Source organism: Marinomonas sp. A3A (genome assembly GCF_018336955.1).
In the GTDB taxonomy this organism is placed as follows: domain Bacteria; phylum Pseudomonadota; class Gammaproteobacteria; order Pseudomonadales; family Marinomonadaceae; genus Marinomonas; species Marinomonas lutimaris.
This window is the reverse complement of record NZ_CP025532.1, coordinates 3,301,289-3,319,238: the sequence shown is the minus strand read 5'-3', so window position 1 is coordinate 3,319,238 and position 17,950 is coordinate 3,301,289. Positions and strand designations below refer to the sequence as shown.

Sequence of the window (17,950 nt, the reverse complement as noted above, 5' to 3'; positions counted from 1 at the left end):
AGGAGAAAGTTCAATGAGTATCTTTAAAAAGGTTTCTAAACTGGCGGTTCTATCGTTAGGACTAACCGCTGGAGCGTCTTATGCAGCGGATGCAATTTGTTATAACTGTCCACCAGAATGGGCGAATTGGGGTGGACAGCTTGAACTGATCAAAAAGGATTTAGGTATTTCCATTCCAATGGATAACAAAAACTCGGGTCAGTCTTTATCGCAATTAGTAGCGGAAGAAAATAGCCCAGTGGCCGATGTGGTTTATTACGGTGTGTCTTTTGGGATCAAAGCGGCAGAAAAGGGCGTTGTTGCATCCTATAAACCGAAAAACTGGGAAAAAATTCCTCAAGACTTGAGAGATCCTCAAGGTCGCTGGTTCGCGATCCATTCTGGCACTATTGGTTTTTTTGTTAATAAAGACGCGTTAGATGGTAGACCCGTTCCACAATCATGGAACGACCTTTTAAAACCAGAATATAAGGGAATGGTCGCTTATCTTGATCCTACCAGTGCTTTTGTTGGTTATGCCAGCGCGGTGGCAATTAACCAATCGTTTGGCGGCGATATGAGCAACTTTACCCCAGCAATTGATTACTTCAAAAAGTTGGCGAAGAACCAACCTATTGTTCCGAAGCAAACCGCTTACGCTCGTGTCATATCTGGTGAAATCCCGATTCTTCTAGATTATGACTTCAACGCATACCGCGCCAAATACAAAGACAGTGCGAATGTGCAGTTTGTTATTCCTCAAGAAGGTTCTGTGGTTGTGCCTTATGTGATGAGTGCGGTGAAGAACTCGCCACACCCAGAAAATGGCCACAAAGTATTAGATTTTGTTTTATCTGATAAGGGTCAACAAGTATGGGCTGAAGCCTACCTTCGTCCAGTTATTACTACTGCAATGACGCCTGAGATTGAAGCAAAATTCTTACCTGAGTCGGATTATAAACGCGCCAAAACCGTGGACTTTGCCAAGATGGCAGAAGCTCAAAGTGGTTTTGCTCAGCGTTATTTAAACGAAGTTCGTTAATGGAATGATGAAAAGAGCGGGAAGTATGCCGCTCTTTTATTTACTCGCTCGTATTTAAGAAATCATGTAAAGAAATATTTTTATGAAGCAAGACAGGCAATATTCTCTATTAATTATTCCCGCGCTGATTGTTAGTCTGGCATTTTTTCTATTGCCAATGGTGAAGCTGGTATGGCTTTCATTGGCTGAGCAGCATGGCATTAGCTATTGGTATATTTTGACCAAGCCGATGTATTTAAAAAGCCTTTGGTCGACCTTTTTACTGTCTGCCGTGGTGACCATCGCTAGTTTGGTTATTGCTACTATTGTGGGGCTGTTTTTGACTCGCTATGAATTCAAAGGCAAATCGATATTGGTCGCCATGTTGAGTTTTCCGTTAGTGTTTCCTGGTGTGGTGATTGGTTTTTTTGTCATTATGTTGGCGGGGCGACAAGGTTTATTTGCTGAGCTTGGCCTTGCTCTGACGGGGGAGCGCTGGACGCTTGCCTATTCTATTTCAGGTCTCTTTATTGGCTATTTGTACTTCTCCATTCCTCGTGTCGTGCTTACCGTAATGGGTGCGGCAGAGAAATTGGATCATAACTTGATCGAAGCGGGTCGCTCGTTAGGCGCTAATCGCTGGCAGTTATTACGAGATGTAACTCTGCCTGCGTTAACACCGGGTTTGATTTCCTCTGGCTCTATTTGTTTTGCCACTTCTATGGGGGCGTTTGGTACGGCGTTTACTTTGGCAACCAACCTGAATGTTTTGCCTATGACGATTTATACCGAATTTACTCTAAACGCGAACTTTGCTATGGCAGCTGCATTGAGCTTGATTCTTGGGTTTATTACTTGGTTGTGTTTGACCATCGCGCGTCGCCAAGGTGGTTCGTCATTAGGAATGGGAGGCTGATATGAAAAAGGGTGTGTATTTTTATCTGCAGCTTGCTTTCACCTTGCTCGTTTGTGCTTTTTTGATTATACCGATTTTTATGTCGATCACCGCAGGCCTAACCAATAACTATTTTGTCGGTATTAAGAGTGGCTTGACTCTTCGTTGGGTCGATCAGGTGTGGAATATGTATTCCGATACCATTTGGTTAACCATGGGAATTGCCTTGGTGACCACGTTAGTGAATCTCTGCGTAGGCGTGCCTTGTGCGTATTATTTGGCCCGAACACGCAGCAAATTATCAGCATTTTTGGATGAGTGTTTGACGCTACCCATCGCCATTCCCGGTATGGCGATTGCGCTGGGTCTGATTTCTGTCTATGGCGGCATTAGTGAATTTCGCATGAGTTGGCTGTTTATCTTAGTTGGGCATGTGATCTTCACTTTGCCTTTCATGGTGAAGTCGGTATTGGCGGTTTTACAAAGTATCAATTTTCGCGTGTTGGAAGAAGGCGCCGCCAGTTTGGGGGCGAGTTTTTGGCAGCGCTTTTTTCATGTCATCGTGCCCAATTGCAAAACAGGGATTGTCAGCGGCATGTTGATGACACTGACTTTGTCAGCAGGGGAATTTAACCTGACGTGGATGTTGCACACACCACTGACTAAGACTTTGCCGGTTGGTTTGGCGGATTCATATGCCTCCATGCGTTTGGAAGTCAGCTCAGCCTATACGTTGATTTTTCTAGGTATGATTTTGCCTTTATTGATCGCGGCGCAATGGTTGAATCGCAAACCCAAACGCACGACTTAATCCGAAGTTAACCGTATTCATGAATGAATAGAGACCCTTGCACGAAGTTGTGCAAAGGTCTCCAACAATATGAGTAACATAATGAAAAATACAGTAACAAGTGTGGCGATTACTTTAAAGCAGGTGCAGAAAACTTTTTCAGACGGGACATTGGCTTTAAAGCCTTTAGACCTGCATATTGAGAAGGGCGAAATTTTAGTTTTACTGGGGCCTTCTGGTTGTGGCAAAACCACGACGTTACGCCTTATCGCTGGCTTAGAGTTTTGTGATCAAGGCGGCCAAATTTTGTTTGGTGAAAGAGATGTGACCAAGGTTGCTATTGAACAACGTCGAGTCGGCATGGTGTTTCAATCCTATGCATTGTTTCCCAATATGAACGTGAGCGAGAACATTGCTTATGGATTGCGAGTACGTGGTGAAAGCAAAGAGATAAAAGAGAAAAAAGTCCAAGAAATGCTTGAGCTATTTGATCTAGAACCTTACGCCCACCGTGGCATTGATCAGTTGTCTGGGGGGCAGCGTCAGCGAGTCGCTTTGGCGCGTGCCATTATAACCGAACCTGAGGTGCTCTTGCTCGATGAGCCTTTGTCTGCCTTGGATGCCTTACTGAAAAAGCGCTTGCGAACCGACATTAATACCTTGTTGAAACGTTTAGGTATTACAGCCGTCTATGTAACTCATGATCAAGAAGAGGCTATGGCAATGGGGGATCGTATTGCTATTTTGGATCGTGGTGAAATTGCGCAAATTGGTACGGCAGAAGAGGTTTATTTATCGCCTCAAAGCGAGTTTGTTGCGAATTTTATTGGTCAGATGAACCACTTTGATGGCCTGCTCAATGGTCAAGCCCTGTCTTTTAGATCGAATTTTATTCCGTTACCTGAAACCTTTTATTCCACCTACAAAGAGAACGAGCGAATCCGTTGTATGACTCGTCCTGAGGATATGCGATTAACTTCGTTTGAAGACGCCACGCTAAAAGGCGCTGTTTCACATAGCGTGTTTTTAGGAGACAGAACACGAGTATTAGTTAGTGTCGAAGGGGTGAATGAGTTGGTACATGTGGATTGTTTTGAGCGAAAGCGCTACAGCAAAGGTGATCGGGTTGGCTTAGTGATTCCACCTTCACGCCTTGTGTTATTACCTAATTTTGGATCAGAGGAAGTAGTATGCTAATTGCTCAGTTAACCGATTTACACATCAAAAAAAATGGCAAAATCGCTTATCAAAAAGTGGATACTTTGCAGTGCTTAAAAAATGCAGTGAGTCATATCAATGCTTTATCGCCTCAACCTGATTGGGTGGTAGTAACCGGTGACTTAGGCGATTTTGGTACGTCTGAAGAATACGATGTCCTAGTGCCTGAGCTAAAAAAACTTAAGGCGCCTGTCAAAGTGATCCCTGGTAATCATGATCACAGGGATCACCTTCGTGCAGCCTTCGATGGATTTGTGAGTTTTGATCACTCTGAATATTGCCATTTTTCCCAATTAGTCGATGGCTACCATTTAATTGGTCTGGACTCCTCCGTCTTGGGTAAACCTTATGGAAGACTAACGCCAGAATCGTTAGCTTGGTTGGATGCTAAGCTTTGTGAACAAAACGCCTTGCCGACAATGATCTTTCTTCATCATCCGCCGATGAAGGTAGGCATTGATCATATGGATGTGCAAAAACTTCTCAGTGACGATGATCTATGGCAAGTGCTTCAACATCATGAGCAAGTCAAAGGTTTGGTAGCAGGACATTTACATCGTGCTATATACGCCACATGGAATGGCTTGCCGGTTTGGGTTGGACCATCTCATAGTCATGCTGTGACCTTGGATTTAAATCCTAATGCGCCATCGAGGTTTTCCTTGGAGCCGCCAGCCATTCAGTTATTTAAACTTGAACCAGATAGTGTTGTGAGTCATATCAGTTACATTGAATCAGGAGGAACATCAGCAGGACCGTTTCCCTTTTTCGACGAGAACAACAAGCTGATTGATTGAGATTTTATCAGTCTCTATTAGTCTGAGAGCCTGTCACATTGCATGACAGGCTCTTGCTTTGTTATAGGTGAGTTTTTGTATTAGATATTATCTTCTCCCCACGCTGGGTAATCACTGTATCCTATCTCAGAACCGCTAAACAGCGTCGATCCGTCGAAGGAGGCAAGAGGTAAGTTTTGCTCTAAACGTCTCGGTAAATCTGGATTCGCTATAAAGTCTCTCCCAAAAGCAACTAGGTCAGCATAGCCATTTGAGATGACCCATTCCGCGCTAGGAAGGTCGTATTTACCAGCAACTATTATTAGACCACTGAAATTTTGGCGTATTGTTTGTCTAAATGACTCGGTGAACGTTGGTGCATCGTCCCAATCAGCCTCGACAAGGTGTAGATAGGCAATGCCTAGACAATTTAAGAACTCAGTGGCGTCGGTAATTGTTGGTAAAATATCTGGGCAGCTCATACCTCGTGCGGTTAAAAACGGCGCTAAGCGGATGGCTGTGCGCTGTGGACCTATTTGGTCGGCCACTGCAATAACTACTTCTTTTAGGAGACGCAGACGGTTTTCTCGTGAGCCGCCATATTCGTCGTGTCGAATGTTGGAGGTGGTGCGAAGAAATTGATCGATCAAATAACCGTTTGCTCCGTGAATTTCAACACCGTCGAAACCTGCGTCTATTGCATTTTGTGCCGCATGTCGAAAATCCTTGATGATGGCTGCAATTTCTTTTTTGCTTAATGCTCTAGGAGTTGGGCAATCGACCATGATTCCTCTATTGGTGGTAGGGTCTACTTTCCATATTTGTCCTTCAAATGGCACCGCGGAAGGGGCTACAGGCAAATCTCCTTGGTGAAAATCTGGGTGAGACATACGGCCAACGTGCCAAAGTTGTAGAAATATTTTACCGCCTTTGGCATGAACCGCTTTCGTCACTAAGCGCCATCCTTCCACTTGTTCTGCACTGTGAATTCCGGGGGTAAAAGAGTAGCCTTTTCCTTGCGGTGATATTTGTGTTGCTTCGCTAATAATAAGCGCTGCTGATGCACGTTGTGCGTAATAGATCGCATTCATTTGATTCGGTACATCTCCAGGTTGAGTGCTTCTAGCGCGAGTCATTGGCGCCATAACAACACGATGTGGTCGTTCTTGTCCTAAAAATGTTAGCGGTGAAAAAAGTGTTGTCTGAGTGGTATTGTTCGTTGGCATTTTGGTTATCTCCTAATGAATAAATGACTATCTAAGGGAATATTATTCATCTGTTTTATCTTTTTAATAATTGGTCTATTGTTTGAGCTATTATCAAATTATTTGGAATAATGATGCAGAATATTGGTGATATTAGACTGTTTGTCGAAGCGGCAAACTTAGGAGTTATCTCGGCGGCGGGTCGCAAGTTGGGATTGTCGCCAGCCGCTGCGAGTGCGCGGCTTAACAATCTTGAAACGCAATTAAAGTCTCGATTGTTTGAGCGGACAACGCGCAGCCTTCGTCTTACTGATGAAGGCAAAGCTTTTCTGTTGTATTGCCAACAAGGCTTGCAGGCGCTTGATGATGGTTTTGCTTTTCTAGAAAATCGCACTCAGGCTGTTAGTGGTCGAATTCGTATATCAGCCACATCAGACTTTGGCCGACATATGCTTACTGGCTGGCTGGATGAATTTAATGCGATTTATCCTGATGTGCAGTTCACTTTGTTACTGTCTGATTCTTTATCCAGCTTGCATCGAGAGGATATTGATTTAGCCATTCGTTTTGGCGAGCCTCAGGATAGTTTGTTTATTGCCCGTAAATTAGCGAAAAATAGACGTGTATTGTGTGCCTCTCCTGATTACCTTAAAAGATTTGGCTATCCCCAATCCCCTGAGGAGCTTGTTCGGTTCCCTTGTATTGTCTTAAGTTCGAATAATGGTCCGATCATTGATTGGCGCTTCACTAGCGCAGAGGAAGTTGAAAGTGTCCGGGTTTCGATGGACAATGCACGAGAAACGAATGACGGCGCGGTAGCTCGTCAGTGGGCGATGGATGGTCATGGAATTGCCCTAAAATCTATTTGGGATGTGGCGAAGGATATTCATGAAAAACGTCTGGAAATAGTATTACCAGAATGGACCTCTGCTGAGGTTCCTGCTCATGCTTTGTATCATCGTAATCGCTATATGCCAGCGAGAGTCCGAGCGTTTCTTGATTTTCTACTTAAGCGTTTTGATGAAGAATCACAGCGTTTATTGCCTATTTAATCGTGGTGGTGCTCATGGCGAACATCGTTTGTATTAGATTCTAGCGCTTCGAGTATGGTGCAATGCTCGGCACTTTCTTCTCCGCCGCAACAAGCATCAGATAGGCGTTTGAGTGAGGTTTGAAAACGAGTAAGTTCTGCAAGTTTCCTTTCGACATCTGAGAGTTTGGTGTCGACAAGTTCTTTAACGTCAGCGCAGGCGTTGTTAGCTTTATTGACTTCAATAGAAAGCAACTCTCGAATTTCAGCAAGAGTGAATCCGACCCCTTTTGCGCGCAAGATAAATAGCAAAATGTCTTTGTCTTTTTCTGTGTAAAGACGATAGCCAGACTCAGATCGACTTGAAGGGCTGAGTAGGGCGTTTTTTTCGTAAAAGCGCAATGTGTCATTGTTGATGTTGCATGCTTTTGCCAGTTCACCAATGCGATACATGTTTATTTCTCCTCCGTTCAATTCCTTAGTATAAACCTTAGATATAGATCCTAGGTCAAGATTTCTTGTTGATCATTTTTTATTTTTCTTTCACCTAAAATGTTTTACATTGCTGGCGCAGTTTTTTATGCACTCGATTTTATCGTGTTGTTAGTTGTCGTAAATAGTGGAAGGTAGGTTGTAATGGATGTATTTCATAGTGTCATTCTCGGTTTGGTAGAGGGAGCGACAGAGTTTTTACCTATCTCTTCAACTGGGCATTTGATTGTTGTGAGTCAATGGCTTGGAATGGAACAAACAGAAGGCAATAAAGCGTTTGAGGTGATCATTCAACTGGCGGCGATTTTGGCTGTTATCGCCAATTATAAAGCGCGTTTTACACTTCGGCATTTTCGTTTATGGTGCCAAGTGTTTGTGGCTTTTTTACCTGTTGCCATAGTTGGTTTTTTGTTTCGTCATCAAATAAAAGCTATGTTTTCGGTGTCTGTTGTGGCGATAATGTTTATTGTCGGCGGTGTGATTTTTTTACTGACCGAGAGGTGGATCAAACATAAGTCTCCTAGGGTTGAAAGTTTAGAAAATCTGACTTTTAAGCAGGCCTTATGGGTTGGGATTGCGCAAATATTTGCTCTGATTCCGGGTACAAGCCGTGCTGGCTCAACCATTGTTGGTGCTTTGTTAGTGGGCTTAAGCCGAAAGGCCAGTGCGGAGTTTTCCTTCTTATTGGCCTTGCCAGTGATGATGGCGGCTTCGGGTTATGATTTGCTTTCTAATTATAAAGAGTTTTCGGGTGAGCAGTGGATGCCTTTGGCAATCGGTTTTGTGGTGGCCTTTCTAAGTGCTTTTGTAGTAATGAAGTTATTTATGGTGTTTTTGCAGCGGTTTACTTTTGTCGCCTTTGGTTGGTATCGCATTGTGTTTGGTGGGCTTTTGTTGTTCTTAGCATAACCAATGAGCCCTTCGCAGGGCTCAACTCATGATTTACATTGAATAGTGGTTTACACATAGGGAGGGATGTTTTGTAATGTTCCTTTCTGTTTACCTCATTTAATGTATTTTAGTGGGATGTTTGTCATGCGTTGTTGTTTTCCTTTCGCCATTTTGGCTTCTTTGTTAGCGGGTGGTTGCGCCTCTTCTGATAACACGCCAGCAAATCGCTCTTTGGATTCCTTTAAAGGCACATCTGCCTGTTATGATCGAGAAACAGAGCCTTATACTGCCGTTGTGGATACACATTTGCATTACCGACCTTTTGATGGTCGGGCGATTCCTTTTAATGAAGTAAATGAGTATTTGTCTCGTACTACTGTGCGTTTTGCCAATGTTTATGGCATTGGACAAATGTTGCCAGCGAACTCTTCTTGTTCTAACTATTTGAAATGTCCTGGTACTCCAGTATCGCCTACGACACGGAATGATTTTGTTAATGCTGCGAACATGATCGAATACAAGCCAGATGATCTTCACCTTACTTTGTCGATGACCTTTACTGATTTATCGAACCCTGAGCCAACAATTGAGCTGATGAAGCTTTATGAAAAGGAATACCCTGGTTTGTTCCATTGGATGGGGGAAGTGAATTTGGTGAAACAAGCTCAATTTAATAATCGTCATCAGCCAGCAACACCGAAAGACATTACTAAATGGGCGGATTTTATGGCGGAATTAAGGGCTAGAGATTACCCAATCACGATTCACTCAGATATAGGTAATGATATATCTCCGACCTTGTATTTGCCTTTAATGGAGCAGGCGTTAGCACTTTACCCAGATAATAAAATTGTCTGGGCTCACATGGGGTTGTCTTATGAGCAAACATCTATGAAGGCATCAGATCATATTGCGATCTTGTCGCGTTTGTTAGATCAGTATCCTAATTTGATGTTAGATATTTCATGGCGCATTTTGGAGGATTATTATTTTAGTAAGTCTGCCTATCGTCCTCAATACGTTGCTTTTATGAATCAATACTCTGAACGTATTTTGCCCGGGTCTGATTTTGTCGCCTTTAGAGGCAATAGCTTTAAGGTGTACGAGCAGGAGCTAGAAGTGACGAGTCGGATTCATCAATACCTCGATGATAATGCCTTTCGCAATATTGCTTTGGGGGAAAATTACTTTAGGTTGTTAAATCTTGATTATCATGCTCCGCAGATATGTACCAAGTCATGACATTTGATATGTTCTTGCAGTTTGCATAGTTTATTCGCTGTCTTACATTGTTAAATTGCTCCACTTGTTCCATGCTTTTATACAGTACATTTAGGAGTACTTGAGTATGGGAAAGTTTATTTCGGCAGCACACAATCGAGGACAATCATTAGGTGAAGAAGTGGCAAATAGTATCAGTCACGGCTTGGGGCTGGTGGCTGCGATTGTTGGTACACCATTTCTTATTCTGAGCGCAATCGACTACGCTGATGTGAGTTTTGTCGTCGGGGTCAGTATTTTCTCCGGGACCATGATTTTATTGTATTTAGCTTCGACACTTTATCATGCAATGCCAAGAGGCAAGGCCAAATACGTATTTCGGGTGATTGACCATTCCGCGGTATATTTGTTGATCGCGGGGACTTATACGCCTTTTATGTTGGGAGTGTTAGAGGGCGCATGGGGTTGGTCTTTGTTAGCGGCAGTTTGGACGTTAGCTCTTATTGGCGTCGGTCTTAAAGCGTTTGGTAAGGCTTCACATCCAGCAATTTCTACCACACTATATGTCGTATTGGGTTGGCTGATTCTTATTGTGATTAAACCGTTAGTTTCACTAATGGAACCAAACGGCTTGCTACTGCTGGTGTTAGGTGGTGTGCTTTACACGCTTGGTGTGGTGTTTTTTGTAATTGATTCACGCTTGCGCTATGGGCATTTGGTTTGGCATTTGTTTGTTGTGGGTGGGACGGTTTGCCATTATTTTTCAATTTTCTATTATGGCGCTTAGCTTAGGCTGAATTATTACTTTTATTATTTTTGCTTATGCCATCAGCGTCCAATTTCGTTTGCCATCTATGCAAGGCTTTAAGTTGCTCTATAAATAATGACTTATTATTTGGCGTTAGTTCGCTAAATAATTTTAGTACATTATGAGTGTCTGGATTGAGCAATAGATGGTCAATGCTTCCTTCGTTTTCTTCGTTCTCTTCTTGTCTTAAAAAATCAGAAATATCGTTTATCGGCTGCTCACTTGCAGCATATAGCACCGAAGGTTTTGTATCTAATGCTTTAGCCAATTTTAGTAACACTTTTTGTGAAGGTTGCCTTAAGCCTTTTTCAATACGTGAGACATTACTGGTAGCCATGTCAGCTTCCAGTGCAATCTGTTCTTGTGTCATCTTGCGCTGAATACGCAAAATTTTAATAACGTGGCCAATATTCATGGCAAGATTATCTGTTTAGTTTTGCCTATATGGCAAAACCTGTCAGGCAATTTGCTTGACACTATTTGCCATATAGGCAATATTGACGAACCTTTGTGTCTAAAAGACAAATAAGCAATGGTGATTTGTGTTAATAGAAGCATGCAGTAGAAGGATTTTTTTGTGAAAACGGATGGTTTGAATACTGGGCGCGATTGGCTGGAGTTACAAGAAACGAATAGTCGCTTTATTGTGTTAGACAGTAATGATCTGATTGTTTCTTGTAACGATAGAGTTAAACATGCTCAGTTCGACTTAAAAATGCACACAAACCTTCCATTGGATTGCTTCTGGTTAGATGCTGATCAACGTACATTTCATCTCAGTGAGTTCAAACAAATTGTCGGAAAAGAAATCAAACTTTTGTTTATGCCTAGTGATCGCGAGGCCTATAGAGTGAAAGTGATGGTTGAGGCATTTCAATTATTGGATCGGCCATATTACAGTCTGCTTATTCAAGATGATCAAACAGAATTTAGTTTTAATAATACACATCCTTCTTATCAAATGGCTCAGGTGTTAAGTGCTGACCTGAAAAATAATGTGTTAGAGCTGAACTACCAACCTCAGATCAATATTGTAGATAAAAGCCTTTATGGGGTTGAAGTCCTAGCAAGATGGACAAGTAAAGAGTTTGGTAGGGTTGCTCCAGATAATTTTGTTGCTCTTGCGGAAGAGTTTGGGCTTATCGCTGAATTAGATTTATGGGTGTTGCGTCAAGCCTGTAAACAATTGGCTATGTGGCGAGAGCAAAATATCCATGTTCCCATGATTGCCGTTAACTTCTCCCCACTTAGCTTTAGTTATCCTAGTCTAAAAAACGAGATTCAATCCATTTTGGACCAAAATGACCTCTTAGCTACTTGTTTAGTGATGGAAGTGACGGAGAGTAAAAAAATAAAGCCATCAGACCCTTTTATTGATGCTGTTAACGAGCTTCACTCGATCGGCGTGACTATTTCATTAGATGATTTTGGTACAGGGTACTCAAATTTAAAAAGATTGCTAAAGTTTCCTGTGTCTCAGTTGAAGCTAGATAGGGTTTTTGTTGATGAATTACCAAACAAACTCTCTAAAGAGCTAAGTGAGGTGGTGTTATCTATTAGTAAGAAAATAAACGCGGTAGCGATAGCGGAAGGCGTAGAGACTCAGCTGCAATTGTCTTACTTAGCGGATATAGGTTATCGAGTCATCCAAGGGTATTTCTTCTCCCGTCCGTTATCTGCTTTGGAATTTGAAACTTGGCTTTTAAAGATGCCAATGCTTTTCAATAAGTAAAAATAATAAGAAATACAGCGACTATTACATTTTTGTGCTCTTTAAAAAAACCTGAGAATACAGCCTATGTTGTTTCTTTATGGTCATCATGTTCTAAAAAATTTTTATTAATAAGGAAAGGAAATGTTAAGGAATATAAATATAAGGTCACGCTTGCTGATGGCTTTTTCTATCATTATATTTTTGCTTATATGCCTTGGTGGCGTGGCTATGTCAGCGATGAAAGATATCCGAGCAAATTCAGAGATGGTTGAAACGAATATCTTGCCAGCAATTGCTAGCCTAGGTGATGTTAACAGTAACTTGATGAGGGTAAGGATTTTCACCCTAAGGTTATTGAGCACGACAAGTGAAGACGCTAAAAAAGAAACTCTGGCCGCTCTGGAGCGTATAAAGAAAGACGTATCTGTGGCTCGTGCTGAGTATGAAAAAACAATTTATTCGGATAGTGAAAAGCGATTATTTGAGCAGTTCACTAAACAAGAGAGTAATTATTATAGGTTGCAAACTCAAGTTGCTGCATTAGCTATGAAAGGAGAACAATCAAGCATTGATAAGTTGGTACCAGGCATGAACAATGCAGCAGATGACATGGTGCGTTTACTGAGAGAGCTTGTTACAGCCAACCAAGAAGGCGCTAAGGAAGCCAGTGCGGATTCTGTAGAGCAATACGATACTAGTTTTAGTTTGATTATTATCATAATAGTCGCAGCCACATCGATAGCCATAGGTATTGCGATGGTGTTATCTAAGAGTATTAATTCGCCGTTGCAGAATGCTGTTGCCTCAGCAGAAATCATTGCTAGCGGCGACTTGACTCAAGTCATGAGTGTAGAGGGCGATGATGAATTAACTCGTTTAACGAATGCTTTGAAGGCAATGCAGAAGAATCTACGAGAAGCCATTATTCACATTGGCGATTCATCAAGCCAGCTAGCGTCAGCAGCAGAAGAATTAAATACAGTTACGGAAAGTTCATCTAATGGATTGATGTTACAAAACAATGAAATTCAGCAAGCTGCAGCGGCCATTACTCAAATGAGTTCTGCGGTAGATGAAGTTGCTCGAACAGCTCAGCAAACGTCTGAAGAGTCTGCTGAATCTGCTAAATTAGCAGCCGAAGGTAAAGCCCGAGTCGGCGAAACGACAGCCGTTATCCTAGATATGAATAAAGAAATGACGACCAGCACTCGAGTGATTAATCAGTTGGCGGAACAAGTTGCTTCGATTGGCCAGATCCTAGACGTGATTCGTGCGGTTGCAGAGCAGACAAACTTGTTAGCTCTAAACGCAGCTATTGAAGCGGCGCGTGCTGGTGAAGCGGGTCGAGGTTTTGCGGTAGTGGCTGATGAAGTGAGAAGCCTTGCACATCGAACTCAAGAATCTACTGGCGAAATTGAAACCATGGTGCGTCAGGTTCAGCTTTCTGCCAATGAAGCGGTTTCGTCAATGGAAAGTAGCAGTGAAAAAACCAATCAAGCTCAAACAGTTGCCGCTGAAGCTTCGAAGGCGTTGGAGCAAATTACCGCCCGTATTATTGCGATTAGTGACAGTAACCATATAATTGCGAGTGCAGCAGAGGAACAGTCTAATGTTGCGAAAGAAATTGATGGCAATATTACGACCATTAGTGATTTGGCTGCGCAAACGGTAGTTGGTGCCAACCAAACTAGCGCAAGCACAGCCGAATTGACTCGACTGGCAATTGAATTAAATGAATTAGTAATTAAATTTAAGGTGTAGCCGTTTGGTTGCATTAGTCTCTAGTTTTTAAGCTCTTTATCGATCTAGTTTGGTAGTTTTGTTTTTCATCAATATCTTCCAAGCTAGATCGCATGTATATTGTTTTCTTCGCTGTTTGCTTTTCTCGTTAGTGCAAAGTTCTAAACACCACAACCTTCTCGTCTTGGTAATTCGTCGTTATTTATGAATATCGCTCTTAAAAACATTGCTGAATCTGATGTGACTTGCTCTAACTGCCAAGCTTGTTGTTGTCGTATGGAAGTCATGATCATTAGTGATACTGGTGTGCCAGACAAGCATGTATCGGTAGATGAGTGGGGCGGAGAAACCATGCTTAGATTAGATGATGGTTGGTGCTCTGCGGTCGATAGAAATACTTTCCTTTGTACTATATACGAAAACCGCCCTTGGATTTGTCGTGAGTTCGAAATGGGGTCTGATGAATGCCGAGAAGAATTTAATGTCATCAAGTAGAGGCGAATCATAGTCACAAGGAGTTTTTATGCACGCAACGCAGTTAGGATTTAATCCAGAATACGCAGAAGAAGCGCCAAGTCTTGATGAGCTAAATAGCCTGAAAGGTGCGGCTGTTTTAGAGTTCGGTACGCCCTGGTGTGGTCACTGTCAGGCTTCCCGTGATGCGGTTGAAGAAGTCATGATGTCATATTCTGAGCTGGCTCACATTAAGGTATTTGATGGAAAAGGAAAACGCTTAGGGCGGCAGTTTGGCGTAAAATTGTGGCCTACTTTGATTTTATTGAAAGATGGGCAAGAAGTTGCTCGTGCTGTGCGTTTTACATCTGTTGATGATGTTCGCGAATTGCTGGGCTCTGCTATTTAAGCTTGAAAATTAAACGGCTTACTTAGACTGTTATGTCTATCAGTCGACCAATGGTTTTATCAGACGAATCGATTACTCTGGCATTGGCTTGAGCTTCTAATACACTGCTTTTGGCTTCGATTAAACCATCTTGAATAGGTGAGCCGTAAAGGCCTTTGTTTTTAGAAGAAGGCTGGCTCAAGGTTTGAGTCGATGCATCGGCTACTTTTTGGCTTGCTTGGCCTAGCTTGTCTTGGCTATGCTGTAGGCCTTGTTGGCCATAGAGAAATGACGAGTTATTTATTTGCATGGTCGCGCCTTTATTTCAAATTATCTGTTGAGTCTAGCACAATAGAGAGTTTGTTTTTTAAGCAATGATTGTTTTTTTATGTTGCAAATTGAAAGCTGTACTAAATGGAAAGAGCCCTATGAAACGTTTTATCAAAAAAATCGTTGTTTCTGGTTTGTCTGTGCTTTTTATATCTCCTGTGATGGCTTTGAATTCACTTGATACTGCAAATAAAGCACTTTTTTATCAGGCAATAAATGAGAGCTCGATTCAGTCGAACGACGAGAGAATGGACACCTTAAGTCGTACCTTACTTGGTTCTGCGTATGTCGGTGGAAATGTGGGGGAAGGCGAACAAGGGCAATATGATAAGGACCCTCTTACGCGTTTTGATGCGTTTGATTGCACTACCTATGTTGAAACCGTATTGGCTGGCGTTATGTCATCCACTTCCAACGATTTTGAAGCCAACCTAATGCGTTTACGTTACAAAGATGCTCAAGTGTCTTTTGTGACACGTAATCATTTTCCTAGTTTAGATTGGTTTCATAATAATCAAGCCATTCTGCAGGATATAACGCCAGATGTTGCTAATGGTGGTGCTCGTGTGGCATCGACGATTATCGACAAAGCCGCTTGGTATCAGCATATTAGCAGTGATGTGATCCATTGTGATGCGGAATCCTCTGATAATTGTCGAGCGCTATTGAATCAACTACATGCTGAGGGTAAGAGGTTTGTGCCTGAGGCTGCTTATATTCCTTATGTTCCACTCACTGAGTTATTTCTTGATAGCGATAGGCATATTAACCAAGCTTTGTTGGATCGAATCCCTTCCGGCAGCGTAATTACTATGGTTCGTCCTGATTGGCCATTAAAACAGTATATTGGTACGAATATGAATGTCTCGCACCAAGGGCTTGCTATTCGTAAGAATGGCACGCTGTTTCTTCGACATGCCAGTTTAACTCATAAAAAAGTCGTGGATGAAAGCTTCACTGAATACTTTTCGCACTACCCTGAAACCTCGTCTTTAAAAGGTTTTAACGTTCAAATATTGCGCCGCTAGGGCGCTATTTAAAAGGTATTGGTTAGGGATAAGCTATGAGCTATTTTTTTCGGCTGCGCTGTTTGAAGTTTGTGCTGAAATGTTGCAAATGCAGTTCCAGCGCGTCACAAGAAATAGTGATTTCTCGTACGGATAAATACAGAGAATACATTAGGCAGACAAGGCTAGCGCCAAAAATGTAGCTGCCAACTTGTTGATATTCAAGATAGATCGCCATCATAGACAATACGCAAAGAAAAAAACTGATAACACCAGCTTCTTGCATGCGTCGTATCAGATAAATCCGCTTACGTAAGTTGGCGATTTGTTCTGTGATATTTGCGTCTTCTAGTTTTGGATCAAAGTTACGGATAATCGAGGCCAGTGTTACAAATCGATTGGTGTACGCCAGTAGCAATAGTGAAACCGCAGGGAACAGCATGGCAGGTGTGGTTAGGGTGATAATCATGATCGACCTTTTGAAACCTTGTGAGTTAATGGATGTTTTTAAGACCGTTTTATCGCTGTATTCTACGTCTACATAAAGGTTTTTAGTATTGTCTCTTACCCTTCTGAAAGTATAAAAAATAAGCGTTGTATCGTCTCAACTTCCTTCTATAATGCGCTTATATTTATATATTTTGCACTAGGAATAGAATATTCCAGCCCGCGTTTGAGTTAGCCTTTTCGGAAAAGAGAGAAAGAAATGAGTGATATGTTTAGTATTGGCTTATTGATTATTGCCAGTGCATTGTTTGCTATGTCTGAAATAGGTATGGCCGCCGCAAGAAAGATCAAATTACGTGTACTTGCGGATGAGGGCAATGATAAAGCTCAAGCCGTTTTGACGTTGCAGCAAAAGCCTGGTGCTTTTTTTGCCATGATTCAAATTGTTCTCAATGCAATTGCTATTTTAGGTGGTATTGTTGGTGAACAAGCCCTTACTCCTTACATTAAACAAGTGGTGAGCTTGCTCTATTCTGGTCCCTTATTGGATCAAGTCAGCTTTGTCTTTTCTTTTCTTTGCTTAACATCGCTTTTTATATTATTTGCAGACCTATTGCCTAAGCGTTTGGCAATGATTATGCCTGAAGCCGTAGCAATTCGAATGGTTACACCTATGCTTTGGGTGACTTTCTTATTAACCCCCGTGGTTTTTTTGTTTAACGGTTTAACTAATATTGTTTTACGTTTGTTCAATGTGCCTATTGAGCGCCAAGAGGTGGTGACCACAGAAGACATTGTTGCCATGATGGACGCTGGTGCTGAAGATGGCAGTTTACAGAGTCAAGAATATCAGCTCATTGGCAATGTGTTTGAATTAGAAACGCGAAATATCTCTAGCACTATGACGCCTCGTGATCAGATTATCTATTTTGATATTGATGACAGTAGTGAAGAAATTAGCCAGAAGATTATCGATCATCCGCATAATGACTTTTTGGTCTGCAATGGCAGCTTGGATAAAATCGAAGGCATTATTGAATCGAAAGAAATATTACGTTTGGTACTAAAAGGCGAACCTGCTCAAATCAAGCCGGAAAAGGTCGATAAAGAAGTGTTTTATCTACCAGAAACCTTAACACTTTCTGAAGCACTTAATGCTTTTCGTGTAGCGCCACAAGCTTTTGCTGTCATTGTAAATGAATACGCTACTATCGTAGGCATCGTGACAGTGAAAGACTTGTTAGGTGGCTTTATGGGCGGCTTACTAACTCCTCACGATGAAGAGCAAATTGTACAGCGCGATCCGAATTCTTGGTTGATTGAAGGGTTAACGCCGATTAATGACGTGATGCGCAGTTTGAATATAGAAGAGTTTCCTGACCGAACTCAGTATGAAACACTCGGTGGATTTATTACTTACAGCTTAAAACGCTTGCCCAAGCGTACAGATTTTTTTGTCTATGAAGGCTACAAGTTTGAAGTACTGGATTTGGAAGGCGTGAGAGTCGAGCAGTTATTGGTCACGCGGTTGAAATAAGCGTATTT

The 17,950-nt window shown here is 42.0% G+C and carries 20 protein-coding genes; 15 read left to right on the top strand and 5 right to left on the bottom strand.

Annotated features, from left to right (window positions below; all coding sequences use genetic code 11):
* The first annotated feature begins 13 nt into the window (after nt 1-13).
* From CYL31_RS15505 to CYL31_RS15485, 5 genes are all read left to right on the top strand, one after another.
* Nucleotides 14-1,021 (top strand): ABC transporter substrate-binding protein, encoded by a 1,008-nt coding sequence (locus tag CYL31_RS15505; protein ID WP_212916084.1) that lies wholly within the window; start codon nt 14-16, stop codon nt 1,019-1,021.
* 82 nt (nt 1,022-1,103) lie between these two features.
* Nucleotides 1,104-1,916 (top strand): ABC transporter permease, encoded by an 813-nt coding sequence (locus CYL31_RS15500; protein WP_212916083.1) that lies wholly within the window; start codon nt 1,104-1,106, stop codon nt 1,914-1,916.
* A gap of 1 nt (nt 1,917) precedes the next feature.
* Nucleotides 1,918-2,706 (top strand): ABC transporter permease, encoded by a 789-nt coding sequence (locus tag CYL31_RS15495; protein ID WP_212916082.1) that lies wholly within the window; start codon nt 1,918-1,920, stop codon nt 2,704-2,706.
* A gap of 81 nt (nt 2,707-2,787) precedes the next feature.
* Nucleotides 2,788-3,882 carry an ABC transporter ATP-binding protein gene (locus tag CYL31_RS15490; protein WP_212916081.1) on the top strand — a complete coding sequence of 365 codons (1,095 nt, stop codon included), beginning with the start codon at nt 2,788-2,790 and terminating at the stop codon, nt 3,880-3,882.
* Entirely contained in the window at nt 3,876-4,700 is an 825-nt protein-coding gene (locus tag CYL31_RS15485; protein ID WP_212916080.1) for a phosphodiesterase, read from the top strand. The genes CYL31_RS15490 and CYL31_RS15485 overlap by 7 nt, the downstream gene beginning before the upstream one ends.
* An 80-nt stretch (nt 4,701-4,780) precedes the next feature.
* Here CYL31_RS15485 and CYL31_RS15480 read toward each other — a convergent pair whose 3' ends face one another.
* Nucleotides 4,781-5,905, bottom strand: coding sequence for an alkene reductase (locus tag CYL31_RS15480; protein ID WP_212916079.1), 1,125 nt, complete (start codon nt 5,903-5,905; stop codon nt 4,781-4,783).
* Between the two features lie 113 nt (nt 5,906-6,018).
* Between CYL31_RS15480 and CYL31_RS15475 the strand changes: the two genes are divergently transcribed.
* Nucleotides 6,019-6,936 (top strand): LysR family transcriptional regulator, encoded by a 918-nt coding sequence (locus CYL31_RS15475; RefSeq protein WP_212916078.1) that lies wholly within the window; start codon nt 6,019-6,021, stop codon nt 6,934-6,936.
* Here CYL31_RS15475 and zntR read toward each other — a convergent pair.
* The gene (gene zntR / locus CYL31_RS15470) at nt 6,933-7,367 is read right to left on the bottom strand and encodes a Zn(2+)-responsive transcriptional regulator (protein WP_212916077.1); all 435 of its coding nucleotides are present in this window, start codon (nt 7,365-7,367) and stop codon (nt 6,933-6,935) included. The genes CYL31_RS15475 and zntR overlap by 4 nt on opposite strands.
* A 183-nt stretch (nt 7,368-7,550) precedes the next feature.
* Here zntR and CYL31_RS15465 point away from each other — a divergent pair, with 183 nt between their 5' ends.
* The 3 genes from CYL31_RS15465 to trhA all read left to right on the top strand — a co-directional run bounded on the left by CYL31_RS15465 (nt 7,551) and on the right by trhA (nt 10,305).
* On the top strand, nt 7,551-8,315 hold the full coding sequence (locus tag CYL31_RS15465; RefSeq protein WP_212916076.1) for an undecaprenyl-diphosphate phosphatase: 765 nt from the start codon (nt 7,551-7,553) through the stop codon (nt 8,313-8,315).
* A gap of 126 nt (nt 8,316-8,441) precedes the next feature.
* Entirely contained in the window at nt 8,442-9,539 is a 1,098-nt protein-coding gene (locus CYL31_RS15460; protein WP_212916075.1) for an amidohydrolase family protein, read from the top strand.
* Nucleotides 9,540-9,645: 106 nt separating this feature from the next.
* Nucleotides 9,646-10,305, top strand: coding sequence for a PAQR family membrane homeostasis protein TrhA (trhA, locus tag CYL31_RS15455; RefSeq protein WP_212916074.1), 660 nt, complete (start codon nt 9,646-9,648; stop codon nt 10,303-10,305).
* A gap of 1 nt (nt 10,306) precedes the next feature.
* On the opposite strand, the gene CYL31_RS15450 is transcribed toward trhA, so the two are convergent.
* Nucleotides 10,307-10,741, bottom strand: coding sequence for a helix-turn-helix domain-containing protein (locus CYL31_RS15450; protein ID WP_212916073.1), 435 nt, complete (start codon nt 10,739-10,741; stop codon nt 10,307-10,309).
* Nucleotides 10,742-10,903: 162 nt separating this feature from the next.
* Here CYL31_RS15450 and CYL31_RS15445 point away from each other — a divergent pair, with 162 nt between their 5' ends.
* The 4 genes from CYL31_RS15445 to CYL31_RS15430 all read left to right on the top strand — a co-directional run bounded on the left by CYL31_RS15445 (nt 10,904) and on the right by CYL31_RS15430 (nt 14,642).
* On the top strand, nt 10,904-12,058 hold the full coding sequence (locus tag CYL31_RS15445) for an EAL domain-containing protein (protein ID WP_212916072.1): 1,155 nt from the start codon (nt 10,904-10,906) through the stop codon (nt 12,056-12,058).
* Between the two features lie 123 nt (nt 12,059-12,181).
* Nucleotides 12,182-13,801: a methyl-accepting chemotaxis protein gene (locus tag CYL31_RS15440; RefSeq protein WP_212916071.1), complete on the top strand. Its 1,620-nt coding sequence runs from the start codon at nt 12,182-12,184 to the stop codon at nt 13,799-13,801.
* A 183-nt stretch (nt 13,802-13,984) separates the two neighbouring features.
* Nucleotides 13,985-14,275, top strand: a complete 291-nt coding sequence (locus tag CYL31_RS15435) for a YkgJ family cysteine cluster protein (protein WP_212916070.1) — start codon at nt 13,985-13,987, stop codon at nt 14,273-14,275.
* Between the two features lie 28 nt (nt 14,276-14,303).
* Entirely contained in the window at nt 14,304-14,642 is a 339-nt protein-coding gene (locus CYL31_RS15430; RefSeq protein WP_212916069.1) for a thioredoxin family protein, read from the top strand.
* A 22-nt stretch (nt 14,643-14,664) separates the two neighbouring features.
* Here the strand turns inward: CYL31_RS15430 and CYL31_RS15425 are convergent, their stop codons facing one another.
* Nucleotides 14,665-14,931 carry a hypothetical protein gene (locus tag CYL31_RS15425; RefSeq protein WP_212916068.1) on the bottom strand — a complete coding sequence of 89 codons (267 nt, stop codon included), beginning with the start codon at nt 14,929-14,931 and terminating at the stop codon, nt 14,665-14,667.
* A 118-nt stretch (nt 14,932-15,049) separates the two neighbouring features.
* On the opposite strand from CYL31_RS15425, the gene CYL31_RS15420 reads away from it, so the two are divergent.
* Nucleotides 15,050-15,979 carry an N-acetylmuramoyl-L-alanine amidase-like domain-containing protein gene (locus CYL31_RS15420; protein WP_212916067.1) on the top strand — a complete coding sequence of 310 codons (930 nt, stop codon included), beginning with the start codon at nt 15,050-15,052 and terminating at the stop codon, nt 15,977-15,979.
* A 40-nt stretch (nt 15,980-16,019) separates the two neighbouring features.
* On the opposite strand, the gene CYL31_RS15415 is transcribed toward CYL31_RS15420, so the two are convergent.
* The gene (locus CYL31_RS15415) at nt 16,020-16,427 is read right to left on the bottom strand and encodes a DUF2721 domain-containing protein (RefSeq protein ID WP_212916066.1); all 408 of its coding nucleotides are present in this window, start codon (nt 16,425-16,427) and stop codon (nt 16,020-16,022) included.
* Between the two features lie 237 nt (nt 16,428-16,664).
* Here CYL31_RS15415 and paeA point away from each other — a divergent pair, with 237 nt between their 5' ends.
* Entirely contained in the window at nt 16,665-17,942 is a 1,278-nt protein-coding gene (gene paeA / locus CYL31_RS15410) for a polyamine export protein PaeA (RefSeq protein WP_212916065.1), read from the top strand.
* The last annotated feature ends 8 nt before the right edge of the window (nt 17,943-17,950 follow it).